At 60.8% G+C, this 22,653-nt stretch carries 19 protein-coding genes and 1 tRNA gene; 7 read left to right on the top strand and 13 right to left on the bottom strand.

Annotated elements, in window-relative coordinates; genetic code table 11:
* Positions 1 to 611 precede the first annotated feature (611 nt).
* On the bottom strand, positions 612 to 2,465 hold the full coding sequence (argS, locus tag AB5Z14_RS04000; RefSeq protein WP_117800437.1) for an arginine--tRNA ligase: 1,854 nt from the start codon (positions 2,463 to 2,465) through the stop codon (positions 612 to 614).
* Positions 2,466 to 2,807: 342 nt separating this feature from the next.
* On the opposite strand from argS, the gene AB5Z14_RS03995 reads away from it, so the two are divergent.
* Positions 2,808 to 3,293, top strand: coding sequence for a CarD family transcriptional regulator (locus tag AB5Z14_RS03995; protein ID WP_089572030.1), 486 nt, complete (start codon positions 2,808 to 2,810; stop codon positions 3,291 to 3,293).
* Between the two features lie 367 nt (positions 3,294 to 3,660).
* Positions 3,661 to 4,419, top strand: a complete 759-nt coding sequence (locus AB5Z14_RS03990) for a transposase (protein ID WP_368130396.1) — start codon at positions 3,661 to 3,663, stop codon at positions 4,417 to 4,419.
* Between the two features lie 170 nt (positions 4,420 to 4,589).
* Here the strand turns inward: AB5Z14_RS03990 and AB5Z14_RS03985 are convergent, their stop codons facing one another.
* Positions 4,590 to 5,189 carry an HD domain-containing protein gene (locus AB5Z14_RS03985; protein ID WP_368130395.1) on the bottom strand — a complete coding sequence of 200 codons (600 nt, stop codon included), beginning with the start codon at positions 5,187 to 5,189 and terminating at the stop codon, positions 4,590 to 4,592.
* A 171-nt stretch (positions 5,190 to 5,360) separates the two neighbouring features.
* Complete coding sequence (locus AB5Z14_RS03980; RefSeq protein ID WP_368130394.1) at positions 5,361 to 6,647, bottom strand: glutamate-5-semialdehyde dehydrogenase; 1,287 nt, start codon at positions 6,645 to 6,647, stop codon at positions 5,361 to 5,363.
* 112 nt (positions 6,648 to 6,759) lie between these two features.
* On the opposite strand from AB5Z14_RS03980, the gene AB5Z14_RS03975 reads away from it, so the two are divergent.
* Positions 6,760 to 8,178, top strand: a complete 1,419-nt coding sequence (locus AB5Z14_RS03975) for an alpha/beta fold hydrolase (RefSeq protein WP_368130392.1) — start codon at positions 6,760 to 6,762, stop codon at positions 8,176 to 8,178.
* Between the two features lie 199 nt (positions 8,179 to 8,377).
* Here AB5Z14_RS03975 and proB read toward each other — a convergent pair whose 3' ends face one another.
* The 5 genes from proB to AB5Z14_RS03950 form a co-directional block, all read right to left on the bottom strand.
* Complete coding sequence (gene proB / locus AB5Z14_RS03970) at positions 8,378 to 9,505, bottom strand: glutamate 5-kinase (RefSeq protein ID WP_368130391.1); 1,128 nt, start codon at positions 9,503 to 9,505, stop codon at positions 8,378 to 8,380.
* Positions 9,506 to 9,585: 80 nt separating this feature from the next.
* Positions 9,586 to 11,091 (bottom strand): nicotinate phosphoribosyltransferase, encoded by a 1,506-nt coding sequence (locus AB5Z14_RS03965; protein WP_368130390.1) that lies wholly within the window; start codon positions 11,089 to 11,091, stop codon positions 9,586 to 9,588.
* A gap of 84 nt (positions 11,092 to 11,175) precedes the next feature.
* A complete protein-coding gene (locus tag AB5Z14_RS03960; RefSeq protein WP_368130389.1) occupies positions 11,176 to 11,634 on the bottom strand; it encodes a hypothetical protein in 459 nt (152 codons plus the stop codon).
* Between the two features lie 63 nt (positions 11,635 to 11,697).
* Positions 11,698 to 11,770 (bottom strand) — tRNA-Ala (locus AB5Z14_RS03955).
* A gap of 151 nt (positions 11,771 to 11,921) precedes the next feature.
* Positions 11,922 to 12,860 (bottom strand): radical SAM protein, encoded by a 939-nt coding sequence (locus AB5Z14_RS03950; protein ID WP_368130388.1) that lies wholly within the window; start codon positions 12,858 to 12,860, stop codon positions 11,922 to 11,924.
* Between the two features lie 526 nt (positions 12,861 to 13,386).
* On the opposite strand from AB5Z14_RS03950, the gene AB5Z14_RS03945 reads away from it, so the two are divergent.
* The 3 genes from AB5Z14_RS03945 to AB5Z14_RS03935 all read left to right on the top strand — a co-directional run bounded on the left by AB5Z14_RS03945 (position 13,387) and on the right by AB5Z14_RS03935 (position 16,314).
* Entirely contained in the window at positions 13,387 to 14,586 is a 1,200-nt protein-coding gene (locus AB5Z14_RS03945; protein WP_368130387.1) for an MraY family glycosyltransferase, read from the top strand.
* 161 nt (positions 14,587 to 14,747) lie between these two features.
* Positions 14,748 to 15,797, top strand: coding sequence for a tryptophan--tRNA ligase (gene trpS / locus AB5Z14_RS03940; RefSeq protein WP_099431893.1), 1,050 nt, complete (start codon positions 14,748 to 14,750; stop codon positions 15,795 to 15,797).
* Positions 15,798 to 16,020: 223 nt separating this feature from the next.
* Positions 16,021 to 16,314 carry a DUF6485 family protein gene (locus tag AB5Z14_RS03935; RefSeq protein ID WP_271729175.1) on the top strand — a complete coding sequence of 98 codons (294 nt, stop codon included), beginning with the start codon at positions 16,021 to 16,023 and terminating at the stop codon, positions 16,312 to 16,314.
* Between the two features lie 357 nt (positions 16,315 to 16,671).
* Here AB5Z14_RS03935 and AB5Z14_RS03930 read toward each other — a convergent pair whose 3' ends face one another.
* The 5 genes from AB5Z14_RS03930 to pckA all read right to left on the bottom strand — a co-directional run bounded on the left by AB5Z14_RS03930 (position 16,672) and on the right by pckA (position 21,286).
* Entirely contained in the window at positions 16,672 to 16,992 is a 321-nt protein-coding gene (locus tag AB5Z14_RS03930) for an MGMT family protein (protein ID WP_099431894.1), read from the bottom strand.
* Between the two features lie 79 nt (positions 16,993 to 17,071).
* Entirely contained in the window at positions 17,072 to 17,926 is an 855-nt protein-coding gene (locus AB5Z14_RS03925) for a DegV family protein (RefSeq protein ID WP_368130386.1), read from the bottom strand.
* A 119-nt stretch (positions 17,927 to 18,045) separates the two neighbouring features.
* On the bottom strand, positions 18,046 to 18,495 hold the full coding sequence (locus AB5Z14_RS03920; RefSeq protein WP_022093866.1) for a MarR family winged helix-turn-helix transcriptional regulator: 450 nt from the start codon (positions 18,493 to 18,495) through the stop codon (positions 18,046 to 18,048).
* 173 nt (positions 18,496 to 18,668) lie between these two features.
* Positions 18,669 to 19,388, bottom strand: coding sequence for a B3/B4 domain-containing protein (locus tag AB5Z14_RS03915; protein WP_368130385.1), 720 nt, complete (start codon positions 19,386 to 19,388; stop codon positions 18,669 to 18,671).
* A 227-nt stretch (positions 19,389 to 19,615) separates the two neighbouring features.
* Positions 19,616 to 21,286: a phosphoenolpyruvate carboxykinase (ATP) gene (gene pckA, locus AB5Z14_RS03910; RefSeq protein WP_368130384.1), complete on the bottom strand. Its 1,671-nt coding sequence runs from the start codon at positions 21,284 to 21,286 to the stop codon at positions 19,616 to 19,618.
* Positions 21,287 to 21,821: 535 nt separating this feature from the next.
* On the opposite strand from pckA, the gene AB5Z14_RS03905 reads away from it, so the two are divergent.
* The coding region (locus tag AB5Z14_RS03905; protein ID WP_368130383.1) for an IS256 family transposase at positions 21,822 to 22,653 on the top strand (832 nt) is incomplete at its 3' end.

The raw sequence follows: 22,653 nt of genomic DNA, 5'->3' as shown, positions 1-22,653 counted from the left end.
CGCGACCTGGTCCGACGCAACCGGTGCAGCGGGAGCGGCTTGCGTCGTCGTTATTTCGTTTTCTTGCTGTTGATCAGACACAGTGTTTGCTCAACTTTCTTTTCAAGCCCTGTGATCACATGCTCCCTGCATAAACCTTCAGGGCGGCTAAACAGTCTAGTTCCGTTCAAAACGACGAACATCATTGATCTGTATCGAGATGATTGCGTCAACTACGCAGCGTTAGTGTAACACAACCGCCGTCACCTGCAACTTAGTCATCGGGGACGTTCATAAACGACTAGTCAAAAGGGACACTCTTTGGTTTACCACCTACAAATCAGACTGCCTCCGCCAAAACTATGGCGGTTTACTACGACGAATCGCTCAACCGCGACCACTCCGAAACATGTTGAACTAAAACCGCAGGTAGATGCCTTGCGCTTTTTTTGCGAAAAGCCGGCGTGGTTGGAACTTTTCAATTCATCGTAGTAAACCGGCATAGTTTCGTATTTCTAGCAGTTCCAAATTCGTCAATACGTCGGCATTTGCGAAAAAAGCCCGACCTCCGTGGGAGATCGGGCTTATAGGGCTCAGTTAAACCAAACCTACACGGTCAAATGACCCGCAGATTACATCTGCTCAGGCGCGGAAACGCCAACGAGGGTGAGCACCAGGGCGAGCGTCACGCGGACGGCATCGCAAGCGGCCAGACGGGCACGCGAAAGCTCGGGGTCGACGGGACGGCCCTCGCTCGGCAGCACCTGGCAGGCAGCGTAGAAGCTGTGGAAGTCACCGGCGAGTTCCTCGGCAAAGTGGGTCAGACGGAACGGAGCGCGATCGCGAGCGCAGCTGGCGATCAGGTCGGTGAGCTCGTTGAGCTTGCGCGAAAGGGCGAGCTCGGTCGGGTCGGTCAGCAGCGAGTAATCGACGTTCTCACCGATGGCCTTGGCGGCAACGGCCTTCATGCCCATCTCGTCGGCCTGCTCGGCGGTAACGTCGGCGGCACGGCGCAGGATGGAGCACACGCGGGCGTGAGCATACTGCACGTAATAGACCGGGTTGGAGTTGTCGCGCTTCTTAACGGCCTCGATGTCGAAGTCGACCATCTGGTTGGAGCTCTTGGAGATGAGCGTGTAGCGAGCGGCATCGGAGCCGACCTCGTCGACGAGCTCCTGCAGGGTCACCATGGTGCCCTTGCGCTTGGACATACGAACGGGCTTGCCATTACGCAGCAGGTTGACGAGCTGGCCCAGCAGAACCTCAAACTTGCCGGGATAGCCGAGAGCGTCGCAGACGCAGCGGACGCGCTCGATGTAGCCGTGGTGGTCGGCACCCCAAATGTCGATGACGTGGTCGACGCGCTGGAACTTGTCCCAATGATAGGCAACGTCGGAGGCGAAGTAGGTGTACTCGCCATCGGACTTGATCAGGACGCGGTCCTTGTCGTCGCCTAGGTCGGTGGAGCGGAACCACAGGGCGCCGTCCTTGGTGTAGAGGTAGCCCATCTTGTCGAGCTTCTCAAAAGCGCGGTCGACGGCGGAGGTGCCAGCGGTCTCGCCCTCGGTGTCCTTCACGTACAGCGAACGCTCGGAGTACCAACGATCGAAGTCGCAATTGACGGCGTGGCAGAGGTCGCGCATGTTGTCGACCATCTTCACATAGCCGCGCTCGCGGAAGCTCTCCATGCGCTCCTGCGGATCGGCGTCGACCCACTTGTCGCCGTCGGTGCGCCAGAACTCGGCGGCCTCGTCGATGATGTAGTCGCCGCCGTAGGAGTCCTTGCCCAGGGTCTCGGCAAAGTTGTCCTGATACGGATGGGTCTCGGGATGCTCGTCGTTCTCGTCGGCAACGAAGGCGTCACGGTCGGCGATCAGCAGCTTGTGAGCCTCGTCGATATCAACGCCCTGCTTGGCAATGATGTCGGCAAGCTGCATATAGCGCGTGCTGATGGAGTTGCCGAAGGTGTTCATCTGAGAGCCGTGGTCGTTGATGTAGAACTCACGCTGGATCTCATAGCCGGCGTGGTCCATAACGCGGCAGAGCGAATCGCCCAGCGCGGCCCAGCGGCCGTGGCCGATGTGCATGGGGCCGACGGGGTTGGCGGAAACGAACTCGACCTGGGTCTTCAGGCCACCACCGACGTTGGACTTAGCGAAGTCCATGCCCTTCTCGCGAGCCTCGCCAAAGATGGCATTCTTGACGGCAACGGAGAGGTAGAAGTTGATGAAACCGGGGCCTGCGATCTCAACCTTCTCGATCGCGGGATCCTCGGGCATATGGGCAACGATGGCCTCGGCGATCTTGCGCGGGGCGCAGTGGGCCAGCTTGGCGGACTTCAGGGCCATGGTAGAGGTCCACTCGCCATGAGAAGTGTCAGCCGGTCGCTCGATAGCGCAATCGTCAAGTTCAAATGCGGAAAGGTCGCCGGCCTCCTGGGCCGCAGCAAGCGCAGCGCGTACCAGCTCTTCAATCTTCTCGGGCATAGATCCTCCTTGTGTTAAAGCCCCCGAGCTCTTGGTCACTCGTAGGGCAAAAGCCAGAGTTTGTAGCACTCTATCACAAGCGGTAGCTACTGTCGCAGGGTAAAGCTAATAGATATTGCATATGCACAAAAATGACTACCGCTCTTGCGCGGCGGTACAAAGTTGGCGGTTTGCCTGCAATTTATACACGTTCCGGAAATGCATAAACGTATGAATAAGTCGTTCTATTTATCGAATACTCTTACCTATCGGAGTTGTGTGCTTTTCCTGCATAAAGTGATGGTTTGCACACGTCAGCGTGGTATTCTTGACATACGCAAATTCGTATAAGTTGGAGGTAGCATGTTCTCAATCGGTCAACACGTCATTCATCCGGGTCAGGGAGTCTGCACCGTCGTCGGTTTTAGGGACGACACGCCGCAGCCCATGTTGTTGCTCGAGGCCAAGCAGGGACATGCGCAGACGATTCTCATGTACCCCGTGGCGCAGGCCGACCGTCTGCATGCCGCCATCTCTCAGCAAGATGCCGAGCACCTGCTGAGCCACTATGACGAGCTGGAGTGCGACACCTTTACCGAGCGTAACAGCTCGCTTGAGGAGACGCACTTTAAGCAGCAACTCAAGTTGGGCGCGCCCGAGACGGTCCGCGTGGCAAAGACCATGATGCACCGCATTCGCCAGGCCGAGGAAGCCGATAAAAAGCCCAGCTCCTACTACATGCGCGTACTCAAGGAGGCCAAGCGCCGCTCCATCGAGGAGTTCGCCGTGGCATTGGGCGTCACCGAGGAAGCCGCTGAAGCCCGCCTAGCCCAAGCCGCTCTCAACTAACCCACCCGCGCCAAAAACCACCACAAAGGGGACAGGTTTATTTTGGCAGGTTTTATCTGGCCAAACGTCAACGAACACATTAGTAAATGGCCGGGCGCTCCGTTTTGTTTTTGAGCGCCCGGCCATTTTTCTATCGCCGAAAAAAGCTTGATGTCAATTTGCGACGTCTTCACACACACGAGAACCATCCAGCACGACGTAAGTAACGCCCGCGCCCATAGCGGCTTTGCTCACTTATCATTAAAAAAAGTCGAATAGAAACGCAATAACATTTCGGCAGGTAGCAGCTATAGTCGGTGAACTGATTCTCAGCAACCAAAGCCTCCGAATGCGGTATCTTCAGCCCATCCAAGCTAAAGGAGGGTCCATGCCTAGAAAACCTCGTTCAAAGTCACCTACTGGCTACTTCCACGTCACGTTGCGTGGAAACGGAGGGCAATTGCTGTTTGACAGTGACGAGGACCGAATTGCCTTGCTTCAGATCCTCGATGTCATCCTCCCCAAACACAATATTGAGCTTATCGCTTGGTGCCTTATGGGAAACCACATTCATCTACTCATCAACGATCCGGACGACCGCAAGAGCGAAGCGGTGCACGCGATAGCCGTGTCGTTTGCGGGTAGATACAACGCGCAAACCGGGCATGTCGGCCACGTGTTTCAGGAGCGCTTTTGGGATTCGCCCATTAAGTCGGAAGAATATCTATTCGAATCAATTCGATACATTCATTTGAATCCACAAAAGGCCGGACTGGCCGCATACGACGAATATCTATGGAGCAGCCATCGCGAATATCTAATGAGTGCGTTGTCTCGGCCATATGTCACCGGCAACGTTGTGGACGTTTTGTTCCCCACACCTCGCACATACCTTCGATTCATGGAAAGCGCGCCGTCGCTCCCCTATCGGCCTAACACAACAGCTAAGGTACGCGAGGAAGATCTAAGCGGATTTGGCACGGCAATCGTGCAGAGCGTCGCAGGATGTGCTCCGACGGAGCTCAAATCCGTCTCCAAAGCACTTCGCAATGAGGCGATACTCGCGCTTCGAAAAGAAGGGCTGACAATTAAGCAGGTTCAGTTGCTAACCGGACTGGGGGTATGGATTATCAAGAACGCCGCTTAGCAATGCGCATGCCGAATTACGAATACGGCAAAGCATGGCCGTCTGCCGCGAGGCGCCGCCATTCGCCGGCATCACCGCGTCAAAAAGAAAACGATTCCGCTGAACAACGTCCAACGGAAGCGTTTTCTCAGATAAAACCTACCAAAATAAACCTGTCCCTTTTTGGCAGGTTAGGCCTGGAAGGTGTCGCGGTCGGGCGCGAAGGACTGCATGGCCGCGATGGTGCGGTCAAAGAACTCGGGGAGCTCCCAGCCCAGCATCTCGGCGCCCTGCGAAATCACGTCGCGCGAGCAGCCGGCGGCAAAGCGCTTGTCCTTGAACTTCTTCTTGAGCGACTTGGTCGTAAAGTCCATGACGCTCTTGCTTGGGCGCATGATGACGGCGGCACCGATCAAGCCGGTGAGCTCGTCGCAGGCAAACAGAATCTTCTCCATCTGCAGTTCGGGCTTAGGCAGTGAAGCATTGAAATCGGACGTGTGCGTCTGGATAGCGCGGATGAGCTCGGGCGATGCGCCCTCGCCTTCAAGGATCTCGGCCGCATAGATGGTGTGGTTCATGGGGTCGTCCTCATGCTCCTCCCAATCCAAGTCGTGCAGCAGGCCGACGATGCCCCAGAACTCCTCGTTCTCGGGGTCGAACTCGCGCGCAAAATAGCGCATGGTGCCCTCGACGGTCTCGCCGTGGGTGATGTGGAACGGGTCCTTGTTGTGCTCGTTGAGCAGTTCGAACGCACGGTCGCGGGTGATTCCGGCGGAAAGCGTCTGGGACATGGCAATACCTCCTGGTGATTCGGTGCTAGGACACGGTGTCACTATCGTATATCGCCGCGGCTCAAGCCGAAAGGCAGAAAAGGTTTGCGGAGAAAAAAGCCGGGCGAGCGTGTCGCCCGGCAAAACCGCAGATAAAACCTGCCAAAATAAACCTGTCCCTTTTTGGTAGGTTTAGGGGCGGACCTGGCCGGTGCCGCGGAGCTTGTATTTGTAGGTGGTGAGGGCCTCGGCGGCAAAGGGTCCGCGGGCGTGGAGCTTTTGGGTCGAGATGCCAATCTCGGCGCCCAGGCCAAACTCGCCGCCGTCGGTGAAGCGCGTACTGGCGTTGGCATACACGGCCGAGGCATCGACCGCATCCAGGAAGCGCTCGCAAGCATCCGTGTCCTCGGCAACGATGGCCTCGGAGTGCATCGTGCCGTAACGGTTGATGTGCGCGATGGCCTCGTCCTCGTTCGCCACGACCTTCACGCTCATCTCGAGCGCCAGATACTCGCGACCCCAGTCCTCCTCAGTCGCGGCGACGTAGTCATCGCCCTCCACAAAGCCGGCGTCAGCGCACGCGGAGCACGTAGCCTCGTCGCCGTGAATGAGCACGCCGTGGTCATGCAGCACGGCCACGACCGCGGGCAAGAACGTATCGGCCACAGCACGGTCGACCAGCAGCGACTCGGCGGCATTGCACACGCCTACGCGCTGGGTCTTGGCATTAACGATAATGTTGAGCGCCTTATCAAAGTCGGCGGATTCATGCACGTAGATGTGGCAGTTACCCGTGCCCGTCTCGATCACCGGCACAAGCGACTCGCGCACGCAGCGCTGGATCAGGCCTGCACCGCCGCGCGGAATGAGCACATCGACGATGCCGCGGAGCTTCATGAGCTCGCCGGTTGCCTCGCGGTCGGTAGACTCGATCATCGAGACGGCCTCGCGCGGGAAGCCCTTGGCCTCGAGCGCATCGGCCAGCAGCTCGGCGATCATGGCACACGAGTGATAGGCCAGCGAACCACCGCGCAGAATGCAGGCGTTGCCGGTGCGGATGCAGATGCCCGCGGCGTCGGCCGTCACGTTGGGGCGCGCCTCGTACACCATGGCGACAAGGCCCAACGGCACGCTCACACGGGTGAGGTCCACGCCGCTTGCGAGCACGCGGTGATCGAGCACGCGGCCCACGGGATCGGGCAGCTCGGCAAGCTTCTCCAGACCGGTGGCCATGCCCTCAACGCGCTCGGGCGTCAGCAGCAGACGGTCGAGGAGCCCCGCCGAGGTCCCCGCATCGCGCGCGGCGGACATATCGAGCTCGTTGGCGGCGACGATGGAGTCGACACCGTTGCGCAGTGCTACGGCCATGGCGCGCACGGCCTCCTGGCGCTGCTCGTCGCTCGCCGTGGCAAGCGAGGCCGACGCTGCCTTGGCGGCAACGGCAAGATCGTGGACATACGTGGCTATATCGACCGACATGGGCGGCCCTTTCTCCTAGAAGTTTGCAACCATGGTAGCCGATTTGCGCATGGCCTCGCCCGCGGCGGTAGAATTGGTCAACCCGAAACACCGCAACGAACGGAAGACTCACATGGCCCTCATCACTTCGTACCACGTCCCCGGCCTGTATGTCGAGGACCACAGCATCGATGTCCCCCTCGACTGGCGCGGCCTGGAGCCGATGCTCCTGGCCGTCGGCAGCACCATGCGCCGCGGCGCCATGCCGGCACCAATCGCCGGCGCGCCCGAGAGCATCAAGCTCTTCTACCGCGTGGTTTGCGCGCCCGACCGCATCAACGACGATCTGCCGCTGCTCCTGTTTTTGCAGGGCGGCCCCGGCGGCGAGAGCCCGCGTCCGCTGTCGCCCACAAGCGATGGCTGGATCGAGGAGGCCGTCAAGCACTTCCGCGTGGTCCTTCCCGACCAGCGCGGCACCGGACGCAGTAGCTGCGTGGACGGACGCACCATCGCGGCGCTAGGTGATCGCGCCGAGGCAGCAGGCGCCAATGCCGCCCGCTCGCAGGCGGACTTCCTCAAGCGTCACCTCGCCAGCTCAATCGTGCGCGATTTTGAGTATCTGCGCCTGGTGGGCTTTGGGGGCAAGCCCTGGGTCACACTCGGGCAGAGCTACGGCGGCTTTTTGACGTTGAGCTATCTGTCGCTCTTCCCCGAGGGCGTGGCGGCAAGCTTTACCTGTGGTGGCATTCCGCACGTGCCGGTGAGCGCCAGCGAGGTCTACGCGCACACCTTCCCACGCATGGCCGCCAAGACGCAGCAGTATTACGACCGCTACCCCGCCGATGTCGAGCGCGTGGCAGCCCTGGCCGATGCGCTCGAGGCTCAGAAGCCCGTGCTGCCCGACGGCTCGCCGATGACGGTCGAGCGCCTGCAGCTCATGGGCAGCGACTTCGGCATGAAGCCGAGCTTTGAGCGCATGCATTGGATTATCGATCACGCTTTTGTTGGCGGCGACGGCACGCTGACCTGCGGCGCCTCGGTATCTGACAGCTTTTTGATGCGCGCCTTCGAGCGCACCAACACGCGCACGAATCCGCTGTACTGGACGCTTCAGGAGTTCATCTACGCCGACGGCGACACCATGCCCATTCGCTGGGCCGCGGCAGAAGAGAAGGCACACCGTGCCGAGTTCGACACGCTCGCGCGACCGCTCATGTTTACCGGCGAGGCCATGTTCCCGTGGATGTTTGAGCAGATGCCCGAACTTAAGCCCTTCAAGCCGGCGATGGATCTGCTGATGGAAGACACCAGCTGGGACAAGATCTACGACCCGCAGCGCCTGGCGTGCAACGAGGTGCCCCTGCAGGCCGCGGTGTATTTCGACGACATGTACGTCGATTCGAGCCTGCAGCTCGATACGCTCAGCCGTGTGGGCAACTCGCATGCCTGGGTGACCAACGAGTTCGAGCACGACGGTCTGCACGGCAGCGTGGTGTTCAAGCACCTCTTCGACGAAGCCCTCAACCGAGGAGACCTGCGCCGGATCTTCTAGCAAAGGAGTGCCCCCCCTGCTGGCACAAAAGGAACGTCCCCAGGTGCCAGGTTAATGAAGTCATTGCAGAAAGAGGACGGAAAGCGAAAACGCCCCCAAGCGAGCAAGGTGACGTGAAAGAGGAGGGCATTGACCTTTTGGTCATGCCCGACGATTGAACGTCAGATTGCCGCTTAGGGGCGTTTGCAGCGTCAATTGGTTACGCGAAGACGATTAAATTGTCCCTGTGTATCGCCGGCTTCTCGGCCAGGTTAGCGAGCAGGCGGTTGCTGGCGATCTGGTCCTGGCGGCGGCCGGCGGCAAGTTCCAGCACGTCCGAATCGGCCTCGGAGATACCGCGAGCGACAACCATGCCGTTCGGGTCGCACACGTCGAGCACATCGCCCTCGGCAAACTGGCCATCGACCTCGCGAATACCCACCGCAAGCAAGGAAGAACCACGGCTGACCAGCGCCTTCGCAGCACCGTCATCGACCGTCACCGAGCCATGTGCCTTGTCACCCAGCGCGATCCACAGCTTGCGTGGCGCAATGTCCAGGCGCTCCGCCGGCGGATCGAACAGGGTTCCCACGCTCTCGCCGCGAGCCAGGCGCACGAGTGCATCGGGCTCCTCGCCCGAGCAAATCACGCTCTGAATGCCCGCCGTCATGAGAATGCGGCTCGCGCGAATCTTGGTGATCATGCCGCCCGTGCCAACCGATGTGGAAGAATCGCCCGCCGAGGCGATAATCTTGGCATCGATCTTATGCACGACAGGAACAAACTCGGCCGTGGGGTCCTCATGCGGATTGGCAGTATAGAGACCATCGATGTCCGAGAGCGTCACGCACAGATCGGCAGAAACCAGGCAGCTCACAAGCGCCGCCAGCGTGTCGTTGTCGCCAAACTTGATCTCATCGACGGTAACGGTATCGTTCTCGTTGACGACCGGCACCACGCCAAGCTCCACCAGGCGCAGCAGGGCGTCGCGCGCGTGCAGGTAGGACGTGCGGCGCGCCGTGTCGTGACGCGTGAGCAGCACGAGCGAGGTGAGCAGGTCGCGCGCATGGAACTCCTCGTCGTAGGCCGACGAGATGATGCACTGACCGGCCGAGGCGCAGGCCTGCAGGCTCGGCAGGTCACCGACCGGCTTGCGGTCGAAGCCCAGCACGGGATAGCCGCAGGCAATGGCACCCGAGCTCACCACGACCAGGCGCCAGCCAAGCTCGCGCAGCGCTGCGGCCTGATCGGCAAGCCCGCCGATAAAGGCGCGGTTGACCTTGCCGTCGGCGCCCACCACCGTGGACGAGCCGATCTTTACCACCATCGTTTTATAAGAAGTCGTCATACGTCAAACCAATCGAATGCTGGGCGAGCGGGCGAGCGGGCAAACGAGAAAATGATCCGTTTTCCTCCGTCGCATGCGGATCATTTTGCCCAAGGGAAGGCCGATGCCGCGGCCATGTTCTTGCGCACGAGCTCGTCGCGCACCTGAGCCAGGCCCTGCTCCATGCCCACCACATAGGTCTGCGGGTACAGGAAGCGCTTGAAAGCTGCGTCCAGATGGTCAAGTGCCCAGGCGCAACGCTCGCGCGCGTCCTCGATGCTCTCGCGAGGAGCCACCGCGCTGCCATCGCGCACAATCGGCACCAGCAGCTCGCGATACTCAAGCTCGGAAACGTCGGTCACCAGCGCCGCATCGTTTACGGCCACGAGGGTATTGCCGCGCGCGGCGCCCTCCCCTGCCAGATGGTCGTCGTCATAAATCATGTCGCAAACCGGGCCGCCAAAACCGTCGTAATAGCGTCGTACGCGCTGAACACCGGGAATTGTGCGCTTGTAGGGCTGCTCGGAGAGCTTCACCACCGGCGTCCACGGGTCCGTCTCACTCGCACGGCGGGCGGCGAGCTTGTACACGCCGCCCAGCGCCGGCTGGTCGTAGCAGGTCGCGAGCTTGGTGCCCACGCCAAAGCTATCGATAGGCGCGCCCTGGTCGAGCAGGGACTGAATCGTGTACTCATCCAGGTCGTTAGAAACCGAGATCCCCACATAGGGCAGGCCCTCGGCGTCAAAACGGCTGCGGACATACTTGGAAAGCTTGGCGAGGTCGCCCGAGTCAATGCGAATAGCCGACAGACGCTCGCCCACCGCCTCCATCTCCTTGGCAACCGTAATGGCATGCTCGCAACCCTCGCGTACGTCGTAGGTGTCGATGAGCAGCGTGCAGTTCTTGGGACTCGACTTAGCAAACGCACGGAAGGCCTCGAGCTCGGAGTCGAAGCTCATGACCCAGCTGTGCGCATGCGTGCCAAAGACGGGAATACCGTAGCGGCGGCCGGCGAGCACATTGGACGTAGAGGAGCAGCCGGCAACGTAGCTCGCGCGCGCGACGGCCAGCCCGCCATCGGGACCCTGGGCGCGGCGCAGGCCAAACTCGGCAACGGGACGGCCGTCCGCCGCCAGCACCACGCGCGCCGTCTTGGTGGCGACAAGCGTCTGGAAGCCGACGATGTTGAGCAGCGCCGTTTCGAGCAGCTGGCACTCCAGCGCGGGGCCGGTGACGCGAACCATGGGCTCGCGCGGAAAGACGAGCTCGCCCTCGGGAACGGCGTCGATGTTTACATGCGCACGAAAATCGCGCAGGTAGTCGAGGAATGCAGGCTTGAACATCGCGCCGCCGGCCGGGGCCTGGAGTGAGGCGAGGTAGTCGATATCCTCGGGCGTAAAGCGCAGATTCTCGACCAGCTCGGGCAGCTCGGCGGTGCCGCACATGACGGCATAGGCGCTGCCAAAGGGATGGTCGCGGTAAAACGCGGTAAAACAACCTTGCTCATTGGCCTTGCCGCTCTCCCACAGGCCCTGGGCCATAGTGAGCTCGTACAGATCGGTGAGCATTGCGATGTCGGTGGGATGAGAGATATCGGTCAAAGCCATGGGGCGACCTTTCGGATGCGTTGTGCAGAGGTTAAGGGTTGGAGAAGGGCAGAGTGTTCGGGCATGACACCCGGCGCGAATCGGCTAGAGCAGGCCCATGCTGGTCAGGATCGTGTAGCCCATAAAGATGACAAACGCGATGAGGGCAAGGACAATGATGATTTTTTGAGCCGGCGCCATGCCAGGGATCTCGTTCTCGCCCGTAGGCTCCTTGGAGGTAACCATGCGCTGGGCAAAGCTCATCTCGTCACGGCTCGGCTTGGGATCGACGGGCTTGGGACGAGCGGCCTTTTTAGGCTGAGGTTTGAGCGCGGCAGGTGCAGGCTTCGCAGCAGCGGGCTTGGTTGCGGGCGCAGGCGCCGGTACGGCTGCGCCCTTCGCAGCGGCCTCCTCGGCCTTCGCGCGCTCGGCACGCAGGGCGGCCAGCTCCTCACGCTCGCGGCGTGCCTCTTCCTGGGCCTCGCGACGAGCTTTCTCGGCGCGGAGCTCTTCCAACTCGGCGCGTTCCTCGGCAGACAGTGGTTGGGACTCAAGCTCGGCCATGATACAGCCCTTTCTTTAAAAAAAGCCGCCGACACAATGTCAGCGGCTTATCAAATCCAAGGGTGGAGACGAAGGGAGTCGAACCCTCGGCCTCTGCCATGCGACGGCAGCGCTCTCCCAACTGAGCTACGTCCCCAGGACAAGTTGATATTTTACCTACGGCTCGCCAACTGTCAACGCCCAATACCCAGTCTTTTTGGGACGGGGCTTTTTTGACTACTTTTAGAGCAAGCAATCCTCTCGATGATTTTTTAATCCCCGTCCCAGAAAAATCATCGGCAAACGCACTACTTTGCACTGGTAAGAACGCCAGTGGTGTCGAACGCTGGAGTGAAGCTCTCGTCTACCGCGCCGCCCTCTTGCCAAAACATCGTCGTAAAGCCCAGGTCGTCGGCATGGTCGAGCACCTGCTCATACTCCTCGCGCGTCACGGCGCGCGCCAGGTCGCCGCCTTGTTCGCGCATGAGTGCATTGGGCGTGTACTGGTTCATGACCGAAATCGGCACGTCGCCCACCGTCTGCCACACCAAGTCCAGCACGCGGCACGAATCGTCCGCATGCCCCGGCAGCACCAGGTGGCGCACGATTATGCCGCGCTTCATGAGCCCGCCCTCATCCATCAGCTCTCCCCCGCGGCGATCGATCTCGCGAGCCATCTGGGCCAGACCCGACACGGCCACGCGCGGGTAGTCCTTAATATGAGAAAGCGACTGCGCAAGCCCCGCGTCGGCATACTTAAAGTCGGTAAGCCACACATCGACCAAGTCGCCGAGCACTGCCACGGCACTCGCCCGCTCATAGCCGCTCGTGTTGTAGACGATCGGGATGTCCAGCCCGCGCTCCCGAGCTGCGGCAATCGCGGCCGGCAGCAGGTGAGCATAATGCGTCGCCGTCACCAGGTTGATGTTATTGGCACCCTGCTCCTGCAGCTCCAGCATAATCTCGACCAAGCGCTCGGGCGAAATCTCAAGGCCAAAATTGCCCGTTGAGATCTCGTGGTTCTGACAATAGATGCATTTGAGCGAGCAGCCGCTAAAGAAAATCGTGCCCGAGCCGGCCTCACCCGAGATAGGCGGCTCCTCCCACATATGAAGCGCTGCGCGGGCCACCTTGAGCGTGTCGTCGGCACCGCATACGCCGCGCGCGCCCTCATCGCGCGCCGCACCGCAACGGCGCGGACACAAATGGCAGGCGGGCGAAAAAAGTTCGGTCAACGACGTCGGCATAAAAACATGCTCCAAAACAACGATTCAGCAGCTCAAACGTAAAGGGCCAGACCGCGTAGACGGCTCCGTCCCTAAGGCGCCGTAATCGTCCGACACGATTTTTGTAATGTCAAGACTGGAATCGACAAAGTGCCGCTTTATGATGTAGGTATTCCGCCCCCCGCGGAGCAACTGGGTGAACCGTCGCGTTTATTTAGGGAGCCCACACAGTCGTACCTAGTACAGGTATCCTTCGTTGTTAAGGACGCTGGAACAGTCGATGAGGGCACCCACCTGTTTTAGGTGGGTTCATTTTCGTAACGTGGGGGGTGGTTTTCTTTTGCCGAAAATCACCATTACAGTCCACATGGATCCCCGCCGGCATCCCGACAAGCCATCGACAACATCCCAATATCTGGTAAGCGCGTGATTATCGCTGCGTGCAATTCCATGCACCCACCTTGGTCGAGTATCATGATTCGGCTATGCCCTTTGCGCATGGCGTTCTTCTGACCTTTCCCTTCGACGCTTGGCGGTTTTTAGATTCATGGCTTCATCCCCGAGCTACATACCGTACCTATGCGTGGCAGCGGCGGCCTTTATCACGACCTTCCTCACGGTGCCCCTGGTCAAGCGCTTGGCAATTAAGCTCGACGCCGTCGACTATCCTTCTAAGCGCCGCATCAACACCAAGCCCATCCCGCGTTTGGGCGGAACGGCGGTGTTTTTGGGCCTGGTCGTTGCCTGCATTGTGCAAATCCTAGGCACCTGGCACCTAGGCTGGCCGCCCGTCCTGGTGCCGCATCCGCGCCTTCACATTAGCTATCCCATGCTGGCGCTCTCCTTTACCGTCATCTTTGCGACCGGCGCTATCGACGACGTCATCCAGCTCAAGCCCAAGCAAAAGCTGGCCGGACAGGTCCTCGCTGCGCTCATCGCCTGCGTGGGTGGCCTGCGCATCGGCGTCATCGTCAACCCGTTTGCCCCCGGCGAAATCATGCTCGGATGGCTCACCTACCCCATCACCGTGATCTATCTGGTGGCATTCACCAACATCATTAACCTCATCGACGGCCTCGACGGCTTGGCCACGGGCATCTGCGGCATCGCGTCGTTCACCATGTTTTCGATGGCCGTTCTCTCGGGCCGCATCGACGCCGCCGCGCTCTCCATTGCGCTCTTTGGCGCCTGTCTGGCCTTTTTGCGCTACAACTTCAACCCCGCAAGCATCTTCTTGGGCGACTCGGGGTCGCTGCTTCTGGGCTTTGCGCTGGGCTCCATCTCGCTACTCAACGTGAGCCGCACCGCCGCGCTCACCTCGCTTATCATCCCGCTCATCGTTGCCGGCGTGCCCATCATCGACACGTTTAGCGCCATCGTGCGCCGCAAGCGCGCCCACATTAGCATCGGGCAGGCCGACAAGGGCCACATCCACCACCGCCTGATCCAAGAGGGCTACAACCAAAAACAGGCAGTGCTCCTCATCTATGCCTGGTGCATCATGCTTTCGGCCGGCGCCGCCGCGATTAACCAGGTCGAGGTCCCCATGCGCGTGCTCATCTTTACCGTGCTCGCCATTGGCTCGGCGGCCTTTGCCAAACACCTGCACCTGTTTGAGCCCGTGCTGCGCCACCATTACAACAAGCGCACGCACGAGGACGAGCTTGTCACCCCCGACGACCCCGCCTTTAAGCAGGAGGAGCAGGCGGCGGAAGAACGCAAGGAGGAGCGCCACCACAGGCGCTAGGGTAAGCTGCCGAGGATGCGCCCAGGCGCCGCCGGCCAAACGCGCAGCCACGCCGCGCCCATCGCACATGCCGCCGCTCTCCCGCCCCTCGCCTACTTACGACCCGCCCCTCCAATAAACGCGTTATCATCTTGACCCATGAACATACGTTAGGAGCAATCATGCCAAACGAGAACAGCTACGAAGTCGCGCTGCAAAAGAGCAACGCCATTCGCGAGGGCCTGGCCAAAACGCCCGAGAAGTTCACCATGCTCACCGGCGACCGCCCCACCGGCCGTCTGCACCTGGGTCACTACTTCGGCACCCTCAAGGGCCGTGTTGAGCTGCAGAACATGGGCGCCAAGACCAACGTGCTCATCGCCGACTACCAGGTCATCACTGACCGCGACACGACCGAGCACATCCAGGACAACGTGTACAACATGGTCATGGACTACCTTGCCTGCGGCATCGACCCCGACAAGACCATGATCTACGCGCACTCCGCCGTGCCCGCCGCCAACCAGCTCATGCTGCCGTTCCTGTCGCTAGTCTCCGAGGCCGAGCTGGCGCGCAACCCCACGGTAAAGGCCGAGATGGAGGCCTCGGGCCACGAGCTCACCGGCCTTCTGCTCACCTACCCGGTGCATCAGGCCTGCGACATCCTGTTCTGCAAGGGCAATGTGGTGCCCGTCGGTCGCGACCAGCTGCCGCACATAGAGCTCACCCGCACCATCGCCCGCCGCTTTAACAACCGCTACGGCAAGGTGTTCCCCGAGGTCGACGCACTGCTGTCCGAGACCCCGCTGCTGCCGGGCCTGGACGGTCGCAAGATGAGCAAGAGCTACGGTAACGCCATCAACATCTCGATGACCGCCGAGGAGACGGCCAAGCGCATCAAGAAGAGCCAGACCGACTCCGAGCGCATGATCACGTTCGATCCCGAGAACCGCCCCGGCGTGTCCGGTCTGCTTTCGACGGCCGCCATCTGCACCGGCCGTTCCGAGGTCGAGATTGCCGAGGAGATTGGCATGGGCGGCTCCGGCCAGCTCAAGAAGTATGTGACCGAGGCCGTCAACGAGTACTTCGCCCCGATCCGCGAGCGCCGTCAGCGCTACGAGAACGATCTGGACTATGTGAAGGACGTGCTGCATGAGGGCAACCGTCGCGCCAATGAGATCGCCGAGCAGACCCTGGGCGAGGTTCAGGACGCCATGGGCATGGTGTACTAGCCGAGAACAATAAACAGCAGTCAAACAAAACCGCCGCGATGAGTACAATCCTCATTGCGGCGGTTTTGTTTTCTTCAGAGGTCGGTCGCCGAGGTATTCAGCCGCTCGGCAGAACCCCTAAGTCGCAAGCACCCTAAGACTATATTCTGTTAAGCAATGACGCCCTATTGTTTTAACATGCGGCAGCGTTTTACAGCAGAGCCGACCGACTGGAAGGAGCCCCATGAGCTCAGTTGCGTTTTGTACATGCAACGACCGGAAATGCCCGTTTAACCCTGTCAACCACGACAAGGGCTGCACGCCTTGTATCGCCAAGAATCTGCACGAGCACGAAATTCCAACGTGCCTGTTCAACGCGATTTCTCCCGATCGGCTTGAGGCCGATAAAGACGAGTGGTCGTGGCAAGCGTTCGCGCGGCATGTAGAGGCGTATCTGGGAAGCAACAGCCCAAGAATCCCCGCGAGCGAAGAGGCGCCGCAGGGGTTTACAAAGATCGGTTGCTGCAAGCGGGACTAACAATCAAAGTTTGTGCCGCCCTAAGGCCAAACGTCGGCACCTCATTTTGGGATAACGGACCTGATGTTTTGTCCCATGATTACAGGAAAGCGCCCGCCGGCCATGGCAGCCGACGGGCGCTTTCCCGAAGTACACCGTTGAATCGCACAGAGGGGAGGAATGCGAATCAAACTCAACAGGGCAGGCTTTTTCATCGCCTATGGCCTGCTCCGTTGCTGAATACAATATAGTTCACCGTGGTTTACTTTCTGACGGCAAAATACGCCGTCACACCTTCTCCATAAGTTAACCCCGGTAAACTAAAACTACCACAAAGGGGACAGGCACCTTTGTGGTGGTTTTGGCGCGAGCAAGCCGTTAAAGCCCGGCCGGCCAACGACAGGCGCCCAAGTCGACGTGCATGGAATCGGCAAATGTCACGCCCTCCCCCAGCAGAAGTTCGCGTTGAGCATCGGGGCCACCAAAGGCGAAGCCCTCGCAAATGCGGCCATCGGCAAACACCACGCGATGACAGGGAATCTGACCAGGGCGCGGATTGTCGTGAAGCGCGTAGCCCACGTACCGCGCACTCCGCGGACGACCGGCGAGCAGCGCCACCTGACCGTAGGTGGCGACCATCCCCTCGGGAATCTGCTCGACCACCTCGTACACCCGTTCAAAAAAGCCCTCAGACGCCATTGCTCGCTCCCTTCCATCCGGAATAGCATAAACCACCACAAAGGTGCCCGTCCCCTTTGTGGTGGTTTTGGCAGGTGAGCTAGTTGACGGGCTGGAAGAAGGCTACGGCTACGGCGCCGGGGCCTACATGGGTGCCGATGGTGGCGCCGATGGTGTGAACGGGCAGTTCGCCCTCGGTGTGGCCAGCCCACAGTGCCGCGCTGTCCTCGATATACTTCTTGAGCACCGCATCCGAAAGGCCCGTATAGCCGAGCGCCAGCGGCATGGAAAAGTCGATGCCGCCTGCCTTTTCGACCTTCTGGTTGAGCAGGTTACGTCCGTTCTTGGAACCGCGCGCCTTGCCCAGCTGCACGATCAGACCGTCCTCGGCAGCCACAACGGGCTTTACGTTGAGCAGCGTGCCCACGGCGCCGGCAGCAGCAGACAGGCGACCGCCGCGCACCAGGTACTCCAGCGTCTCGAGCAGACCAATAACCACCACGCGGTCACGGACGGCCTCGACAGCCGCCGCAATCTGGGCCGCGCCCTGGCCCTCGTCCACTAGGCGCAGGGCATACTCGACCAGCACGCGCTCACCCAGGGTAACGTTATTGCTATCAACCACATACACGTCGCCGCCCGGCGCCTCGGCAAGTGCGGTACGGGCGCTCTGATTGGTCCCCGAAAGTTTGGCACCCACGGTAATAATCACCGCCTCGTCGCCGGCCTCACGCGCCTCGGCAATCGCCTGCGAAAACGCGTACGGGTTGACTTGGCCGGTCTTGGGCAGCTCATCGCGCTCCACGAGCATCTCGTAAAAGCGCTGGTGATCGATGTCGACGCCATCCATATACACATCGGTGCCAAAGGTAACGGACAGCGGCAAAACACGCAGAGCGGGGTGCTCCGCCGGCGACATATCGCTTGCGGAATCGGTAATAATGCGGACGGACATAACAAATCCTTTCTTGCACAGGTCCCGCGTAGGGAATTTTGACAGCAATGCCCCGGCACGGCATACGCGCTCAAACGGGACGATGCAGTTTTTAATGGGAAGCAAATGCCTTGGCGGCCTTAGATCTCGCGCAGGGTGTTGAGAATCGTGCGCAGCGACGCATACATCTGCTCGCGCTGCTCCACACCCATAGCCTTACCGGTGGTATCGAGCACCTCGCGAATGATGCGGTCCGCCTCGCTCATGCTCTCGCCGCCTAGAGCGGTCAGGCGCACCGGAGCACGATACTTAACGGCGGCATCGCCCGAATCATCGACCTCGACGTAGCCGCCCTCCTCCAGATGCGCGAGCGTGCGCGAGACGGCGGCACGGGTCACGCCTGCCATGCGAGCCAGGTCAGCACCAGTCAGGCCGTCCTTGCTGCGCTCAAGATAGTACAGGCACATAACGTCGGAGCCCTTGAGGCCCAGCCTTGCGCCCTCGGATGTCTTAATGCGCTGGATCTCCTTGTAGAGCCCGCTGATCAGTCCGACAAAGTCCTCGAAACGTGTCTCGTCGTTCTGCTGCATGGGAGACGACCGCCTTTCGCTTGCATGATGCTAACGGGTAAACATCTTAGCCGCACAAGGCAACACCCATACCCAAATATCCCATTTGTTAACCCATCAACATAAAAACCACCACAAAGGGGACAGGCACCTTTGTGGTGGTTTGGGGCATCGAGTTTGATCCGCAGACTTCGCTACAGCTCCACGCAAGGATTGTCGCGGGTCACAAGCGTCTTAACGACAACCGTCGCTCCCAGATAGCGCTCGAGCAACTCAGCCAAGCGATCGATCGCGGCCTGGCAATCCCCCATCCGCTCGGGCTCCACGCACTCAATCGCCAGGAACGCATCGGCCGAATCGTCGGACAGCGCCGTGCGAACGCCGTCGCGCCAGTTCCAGCAGCGGCACACGGCGCCCGCATCATCGATGTAGGCGAGCTCGCCGGGAAGCGTCGGGTCATCTGTCTCCTCGCCAAGCGGCAGAAATGAATCGCCACCGTCGGTCACCGCCAACCGCAGATCGCCCTCGATAGCATGTAGATCCTCGCCGCCAACGGGCAGCGCGTAGGTCAGCGACACCGTGTTGTAGATGTCCACCGCGGGCGTAATGTGGCCCACCGGTTTGCCCTTGAGCACGCGCTTGAGCAAGTTCTCGATCGAGCAGCGGGCGCCCTTTTTGGTCTTGAACAGCCGATAAGCCTCACGCCATGCCTTGACCGGTGCGTTCTCGCTGATAGTATCGCTGGTCAGATGACGCTCCGCATCGATATTGGCGCGGTCGAGCAACGCCGCAATCGCATCCACGTCCTCTTGAGGAATCTGAGCCGCGGGCTTCATGCCCTTTACGACCACAACACCGATAGCCGCCTGCGGAAATAGCTCCCAAAACGAATCCTCGGCAACGAAACTCTTCATGTGCTCTCCCTTCATAGCATGCGCCCGAGCCCGGGTGCCTAAACAAAAAGCGCCCTTACGACGGCCACCTTCAAAGTCCTACGGTGCCGCCACAAGAGCGCTTACGCTGCCCCCATCCGGAGAAGGGAGCGATATGTCAGGCGTATTGTAACCCGAGTCATCCGCGCGAGTAAAACCACCACAAAGGTGCCTGTCCCCTTTGTGGTGGTTTTGGGTCTGAGGCGACGCTAGTGGCGAAGTCCCAGCAGGCCGCGGCCGCGATGACGGACGTCGGCGTGCACCTGAGCGTGCGGACCGGCGGCCTTGACGGACTCGGGCAGGTGCGAGTACTTCTTCTCGAAGTTCTCCTCGAACATCACCGCCAGATTGTGCGCGGCCTCGTCATAGCGCGCGGTGCTCTGCCAGTACTGGCGCGGCACCAGGATGCCGTCGGGCACACCGTGGCACGTCGTGGGAATGTCGACGTTAAAGATATCGTCGTGGACGAACTCGCTGTCCTCGATGGTGCCGTCAAGGGCGCGCGCGACCAGGGCGCGCGTGTAGGCAAGCTCGATGCGATGGCCAACGCCGTAGCCGCCGCCGATCCAGCCGGTGTTGACCAGATAGACGCGGGTGCGACCGTCGGCGATGCGCTCACCGAGCATCTTAGCGTAGACCATGGGGTCGAGCGGCATAAACGGCTCGCCAAACAGCGAAGAGAACGTGGGCGTGGGCTCGGTGACACCGACCTCGGTGCCGGGGATCTTGGCCGTAAAGCCCGTCACAAAGTGGTACATGGCGGCATCGGCCGTCAGGCGTGAGATGGGCGGCAACACGCCAAAGGCGTCGCAGGTCAGGAAGAGCACGACGCTTGGAGTGGTGCCCATGCCCTTGGCCCACGCGTTGGGGATATGCTCCACAGGGTATGCCACGCGCGTGTTGTGCGTGATCGAGACGTCGTCGTAGTTGGGCTTGCGGTTCTCGTCGAGCACCACGTTTTCGCAGATGGCGCCAAAGCGGACAGCGTTGAAGATCTCGGGCTCGTGGAACGCGTCCAGGCCCTCGCATTTGGCGTAGCAGCCACCCTCGATGTTGAAGATGCCCATGTCGGACCAACCGTGCTCGTCGTCGCCGATCAGTAGGCGCGTGGGGTTGGCCGAAAGCGTGGTCTTGCCGGTGCCGGACAGGCCAAAGAACACGGCGGTCTCGTGCGTGACGGGATCCATGCTGGCCGAGCAGTGCATGGGCAGCACGTCGTCCTCGACGGGCAGCAGGTAGTTCATGACGCTGAAGATGGACTTTTTGATCTCACCGGAGTAACCGGTGCCGGCAACCAGAATCACGCGCTCCTGGAAGTTGATGACCACGGCGGCGCTGGAGTTGAGGCCCTTAATGGCGGGATCGCACTGGTAGCCGGGAGCGGCGAGCACACAGAAGTCCGGCTCACCGGTGCGCGCAATTTCGCGAGCGAGCGGGCGAGCGAGCATCTGCTTAATAAAGAGTGCCTGGCTGGCACGCTCGCAGGCGACGAGCAGTCGGCGCGTGTGGTTGCGGTCGGCGCCGGCCATGCCGCGGGTGACGAACACGTCGCGCTCGTTGAGGTAGTTGACGATACCGGCCTTGATGGTCTCGTAGCTCTCGATCGAAAGCGGTCGGTTGACGGCGCCCCAGGCGATCTTGTCGTGCACGTCGGGCGTGTCGACGATAAAGCGGTCGTTGGGCGAACGGCCGGTGCGCTCCCCCGTCTCGATCACGAGTGCGCCATTGGATGCCATGCGGCCTTCTTCGCGGCGGACGGCGTGCTCGACGAGCTCCGCGGCGGGTAGATCGACCAGCAGACGGGGCTGATTCTCGGCGGGATCTTCGACCAGCGTAAGACCAAAGTTGGACAAAACTTCTGCAGGGGTAACACCAGGCATGGGGCCTCCTTTAAAAGCGCGACACGTGGACGCGGCGCGCACTTTACTCACGTAAAGCCCGTTGTACCCGATATGCAAAAACGTTTTTGCGGCAAGGGCGGCAAGCCCGCCCAACGGTCAAAAATCGCAGGCAAGCGGCCTAGTCATTGGGGACGTTTTTAAACGACTAGTCGTTGGGGACACTCTTGAACAGGCAACAACCAAGGAGCGTCCCCGGATGCCGGCACAGGACCGTTTTCGTAGATTCTCCGAAGGGCTGTGGCCAAAAAATAGCAAATATGAGTACTGTTACCGTTGCGAATACATTTATTTTGTTTATAAAAGAAGCCCTTGATGGGATTTATTCACATCAAGGGCTTCTTTTATTGGACATTTGAGGAGATACAACAGCATATCCACTCGATAGATAGGTAGCGCGCAGAGATGTGGTGTAAGAGGCGGGGCATGCCCCGCCTCTTCCCTTTCTTGAAAGGGAGGGGACACCGCCTAGAATTCGTCGTTGGAGTAATGAAGGTGACGAATGGAAGGAAAGGCGATGCCCCAAGAAGAGAGTGTACTGCGCCTCGGCCGCGACGAGGCCCTCGAGGCGGCGAGGCTTTGGCAGGAGTGCGGCGACGCGCGCGAGTTCGCGTGCAGGGTGCTGGGCGGCGTGATGAACGCGCTGATGGACTCCGAGGCCCAGCAGATGTGCGGCGCGAGCCGCAACGAGCGCAGCGACGGCAGGGAGAACAGCCGCAACGGCTACCGCCCCAGGTCGCTCAAGACCGCCGTGGGCGACGTGGAGCTCGAGATACCCAAGCTCAGGCACGGCACCTACTACCCCGAGGGCATGCTCGCGCGATGGTCGCGCGTCGACACCTCGGTGGCCGCCATCGTGCAGGAGATGTACGTGTGCGGCGTGTCCACCCGCAAGGTCGAGCGCGTGGCGTCCAAGCTGGGCATATCCTCGCTGTCGAGCTCGGAGGTCTCGAGACTCTGCTCCGAGCTCGACGCCGAGGTGGCGGAGTTCCGCCGCCGCGACCTGTCGGGCACGCCGTGCTGCTACCTGTGGCTCGACGCCACCTACATGAGCTGCAGGGTCGGCTCGTCGGTCGTCTCGCAGGGCGTCGTGACCGCGATCGGGCTGGGCGCCGACGGGCGCAAGCACTTCCTGGGCTGCGACGTGGTCGACACCGAGAGCGAGGACTCCTGGGCGGCATTCCTCGGCGGGCTGCGCGAGCGCGGGCTGGCCGGCGTCCGCCTCGTGGTCTCCGACAGCCACGCCGGGCTCGTGGCCGCCGTCTCGCGCCTGTTCCAGGGCTGCGCCTGGCAGCGCTGCGTGACGCACCTGCAGCGCAACCTCCAGAGCGCCTGCTCGGGCAGGCCCG

Source organism: Collinsella aerofaciens, from assembly GCF_040910265.1.
Classification (GTDB): Bacteria; Actinomycetota; Coriobacteriia; order Coriobacteriales; family Coriobacteriaceae; genus Collinsella; species Collinsella aerofaciens_BK.
The sequence above is the reverse complement of the archived record's forward strand: the minus strand, read 5'-3'. Positions and strand labels throughout refer to the sequence as shown.

Excerpts from the sequence above, each read along its gene's own strand:
- AB5Z14_RS03960 (WP_368130389.1), bottom strand. The coding sequence starts at position 11,634 with ATGGCCGAGCTTGAGTCCCAACCACTGTCTGCCGAGGAACGCGCCGAG.
- pckA (WP_368130384.1), bottom strand. The coding sequence starts at position 21,286 with ATGCCTGGTGTTACCCCTGCAGAAGTTTTGTCCAACTTTGGTCTTACG.
- AB5Z14_RS03920 (WP_022093866.1), bottom strand. The coding sequence starts at position 18,495 with ATGCAGCAGAACGACGAGACACGTTTCGAGGACTTTGTCGGACTGATC.
- argS (WP_117800437.1), bottom strand. The coding sequence starts at position 2,465 with ATGCCCGAGAAGATTGAAGAGCTGGTACGCGCTGCGCTTGCTGCGGCC.
- proB (WP_368130391.1), bottom strand. The coding sequence starts at position 9,505 with ATGACGACTTCTTATAAAACGATGGTGGTAAAGATCGGCTCGTCCACG.
- AB5Z14_RS03995 (WP_089572030.1), top strand. The coding sequence starts at position 2,808 with ATGTTCTCAATCGGTCAACACGTCATTCATCCGGGTCAGGGAGTCTGC.
- AB5Z14_RS03935 (WP_271729175.1), top strand. The coding sequence starts at position 16,021 with ATGAGCTCAGTTGCGTTTTGTACATGCAACGACCGGAAATGCCCGTTT.
- AB5Z14_RS03975 (WP_368130392.1), top strand. The coding sequence starts at position 6,760 with ATGGCCCTCATCACTTCGTACCACGTCCCCGGCCTGTATGTCGAGGAC.
- AB5Z14_RS03950 (WP_368130388.1), bottom strand. The coding sequence starts at position 12,860 with ATGCCGACGTCGTTGACCGAACTTTTTTCGCCCGCCTGCCATTTGTGT.
- AB5Z14_RS03965 (WP_368130390.1), bottom strand. The coding sequence starts at position 11,091 with ATGGCTTTGACCGATATCTCTCATCCCACCGACATCGCAATGCTCACC.
- AB5Z14_RS03980 (WP_368130394.1), bottom strand. The coding sequence starts at position 6,647 with ATGTCGGTCGATATAGCCACGTATGTCCACGATCTTGCCGTTGCCGCC.
- AB5Z14_RS03945 (WP_368130387.1), top strand. The coding sequence starts at position 13,387 with ATGGCTTCATCCCCGAGCTACATACCGTACCTATGCGTGGCAGCGGCG.
- AB5Z14_RS03990 (WP_368130396.1), top strand. The coding sequence starts at position 3,661 with ATGCCTAGAAAACCTCGTTCAAAGTCACCTACTGGCTACTTCCACGTC.
- AB5Z14_RS03915 (WP_368130385.1), bottom strand. The coding sequence starts at position 19,388 with ATGAAGAGTTTCGTTGCCGAGGATTCGTTTTGGGAGCTATTTCCGCAG.
- AB5Z14_RS03985 (WP_368130395.1), bottom strand. The coding sequence starts at position 5,189 with ATGTCCCAGACGCTTTCCGCCGGAATCACCCGCGACCGTGCGTTCGAA.
- AB5Z14_RS03925 (WP_368130386.1), bottom strand. The coding sequence starts at position 17,926 with ATGTCCGTCCGCATTATTACCGATTCCGCAAGCGATATGTCGCCGGCG.
- trpS (WP_099431893.1), top strand. The coding sequence starts at position 14,748 with ATGCCAAACGAGAACAGCTACGAAGTCGCGCTGCAAAAGAGCAACGCC.
- AB5Z14_RS03930 (WP_099431894.1), bottom strand. The coding sequence starts at position 16,992 with ATGGCGTCTGAGGGCTTTTTTGAACGGGTGTACGAGGTGGTCGAGCAG.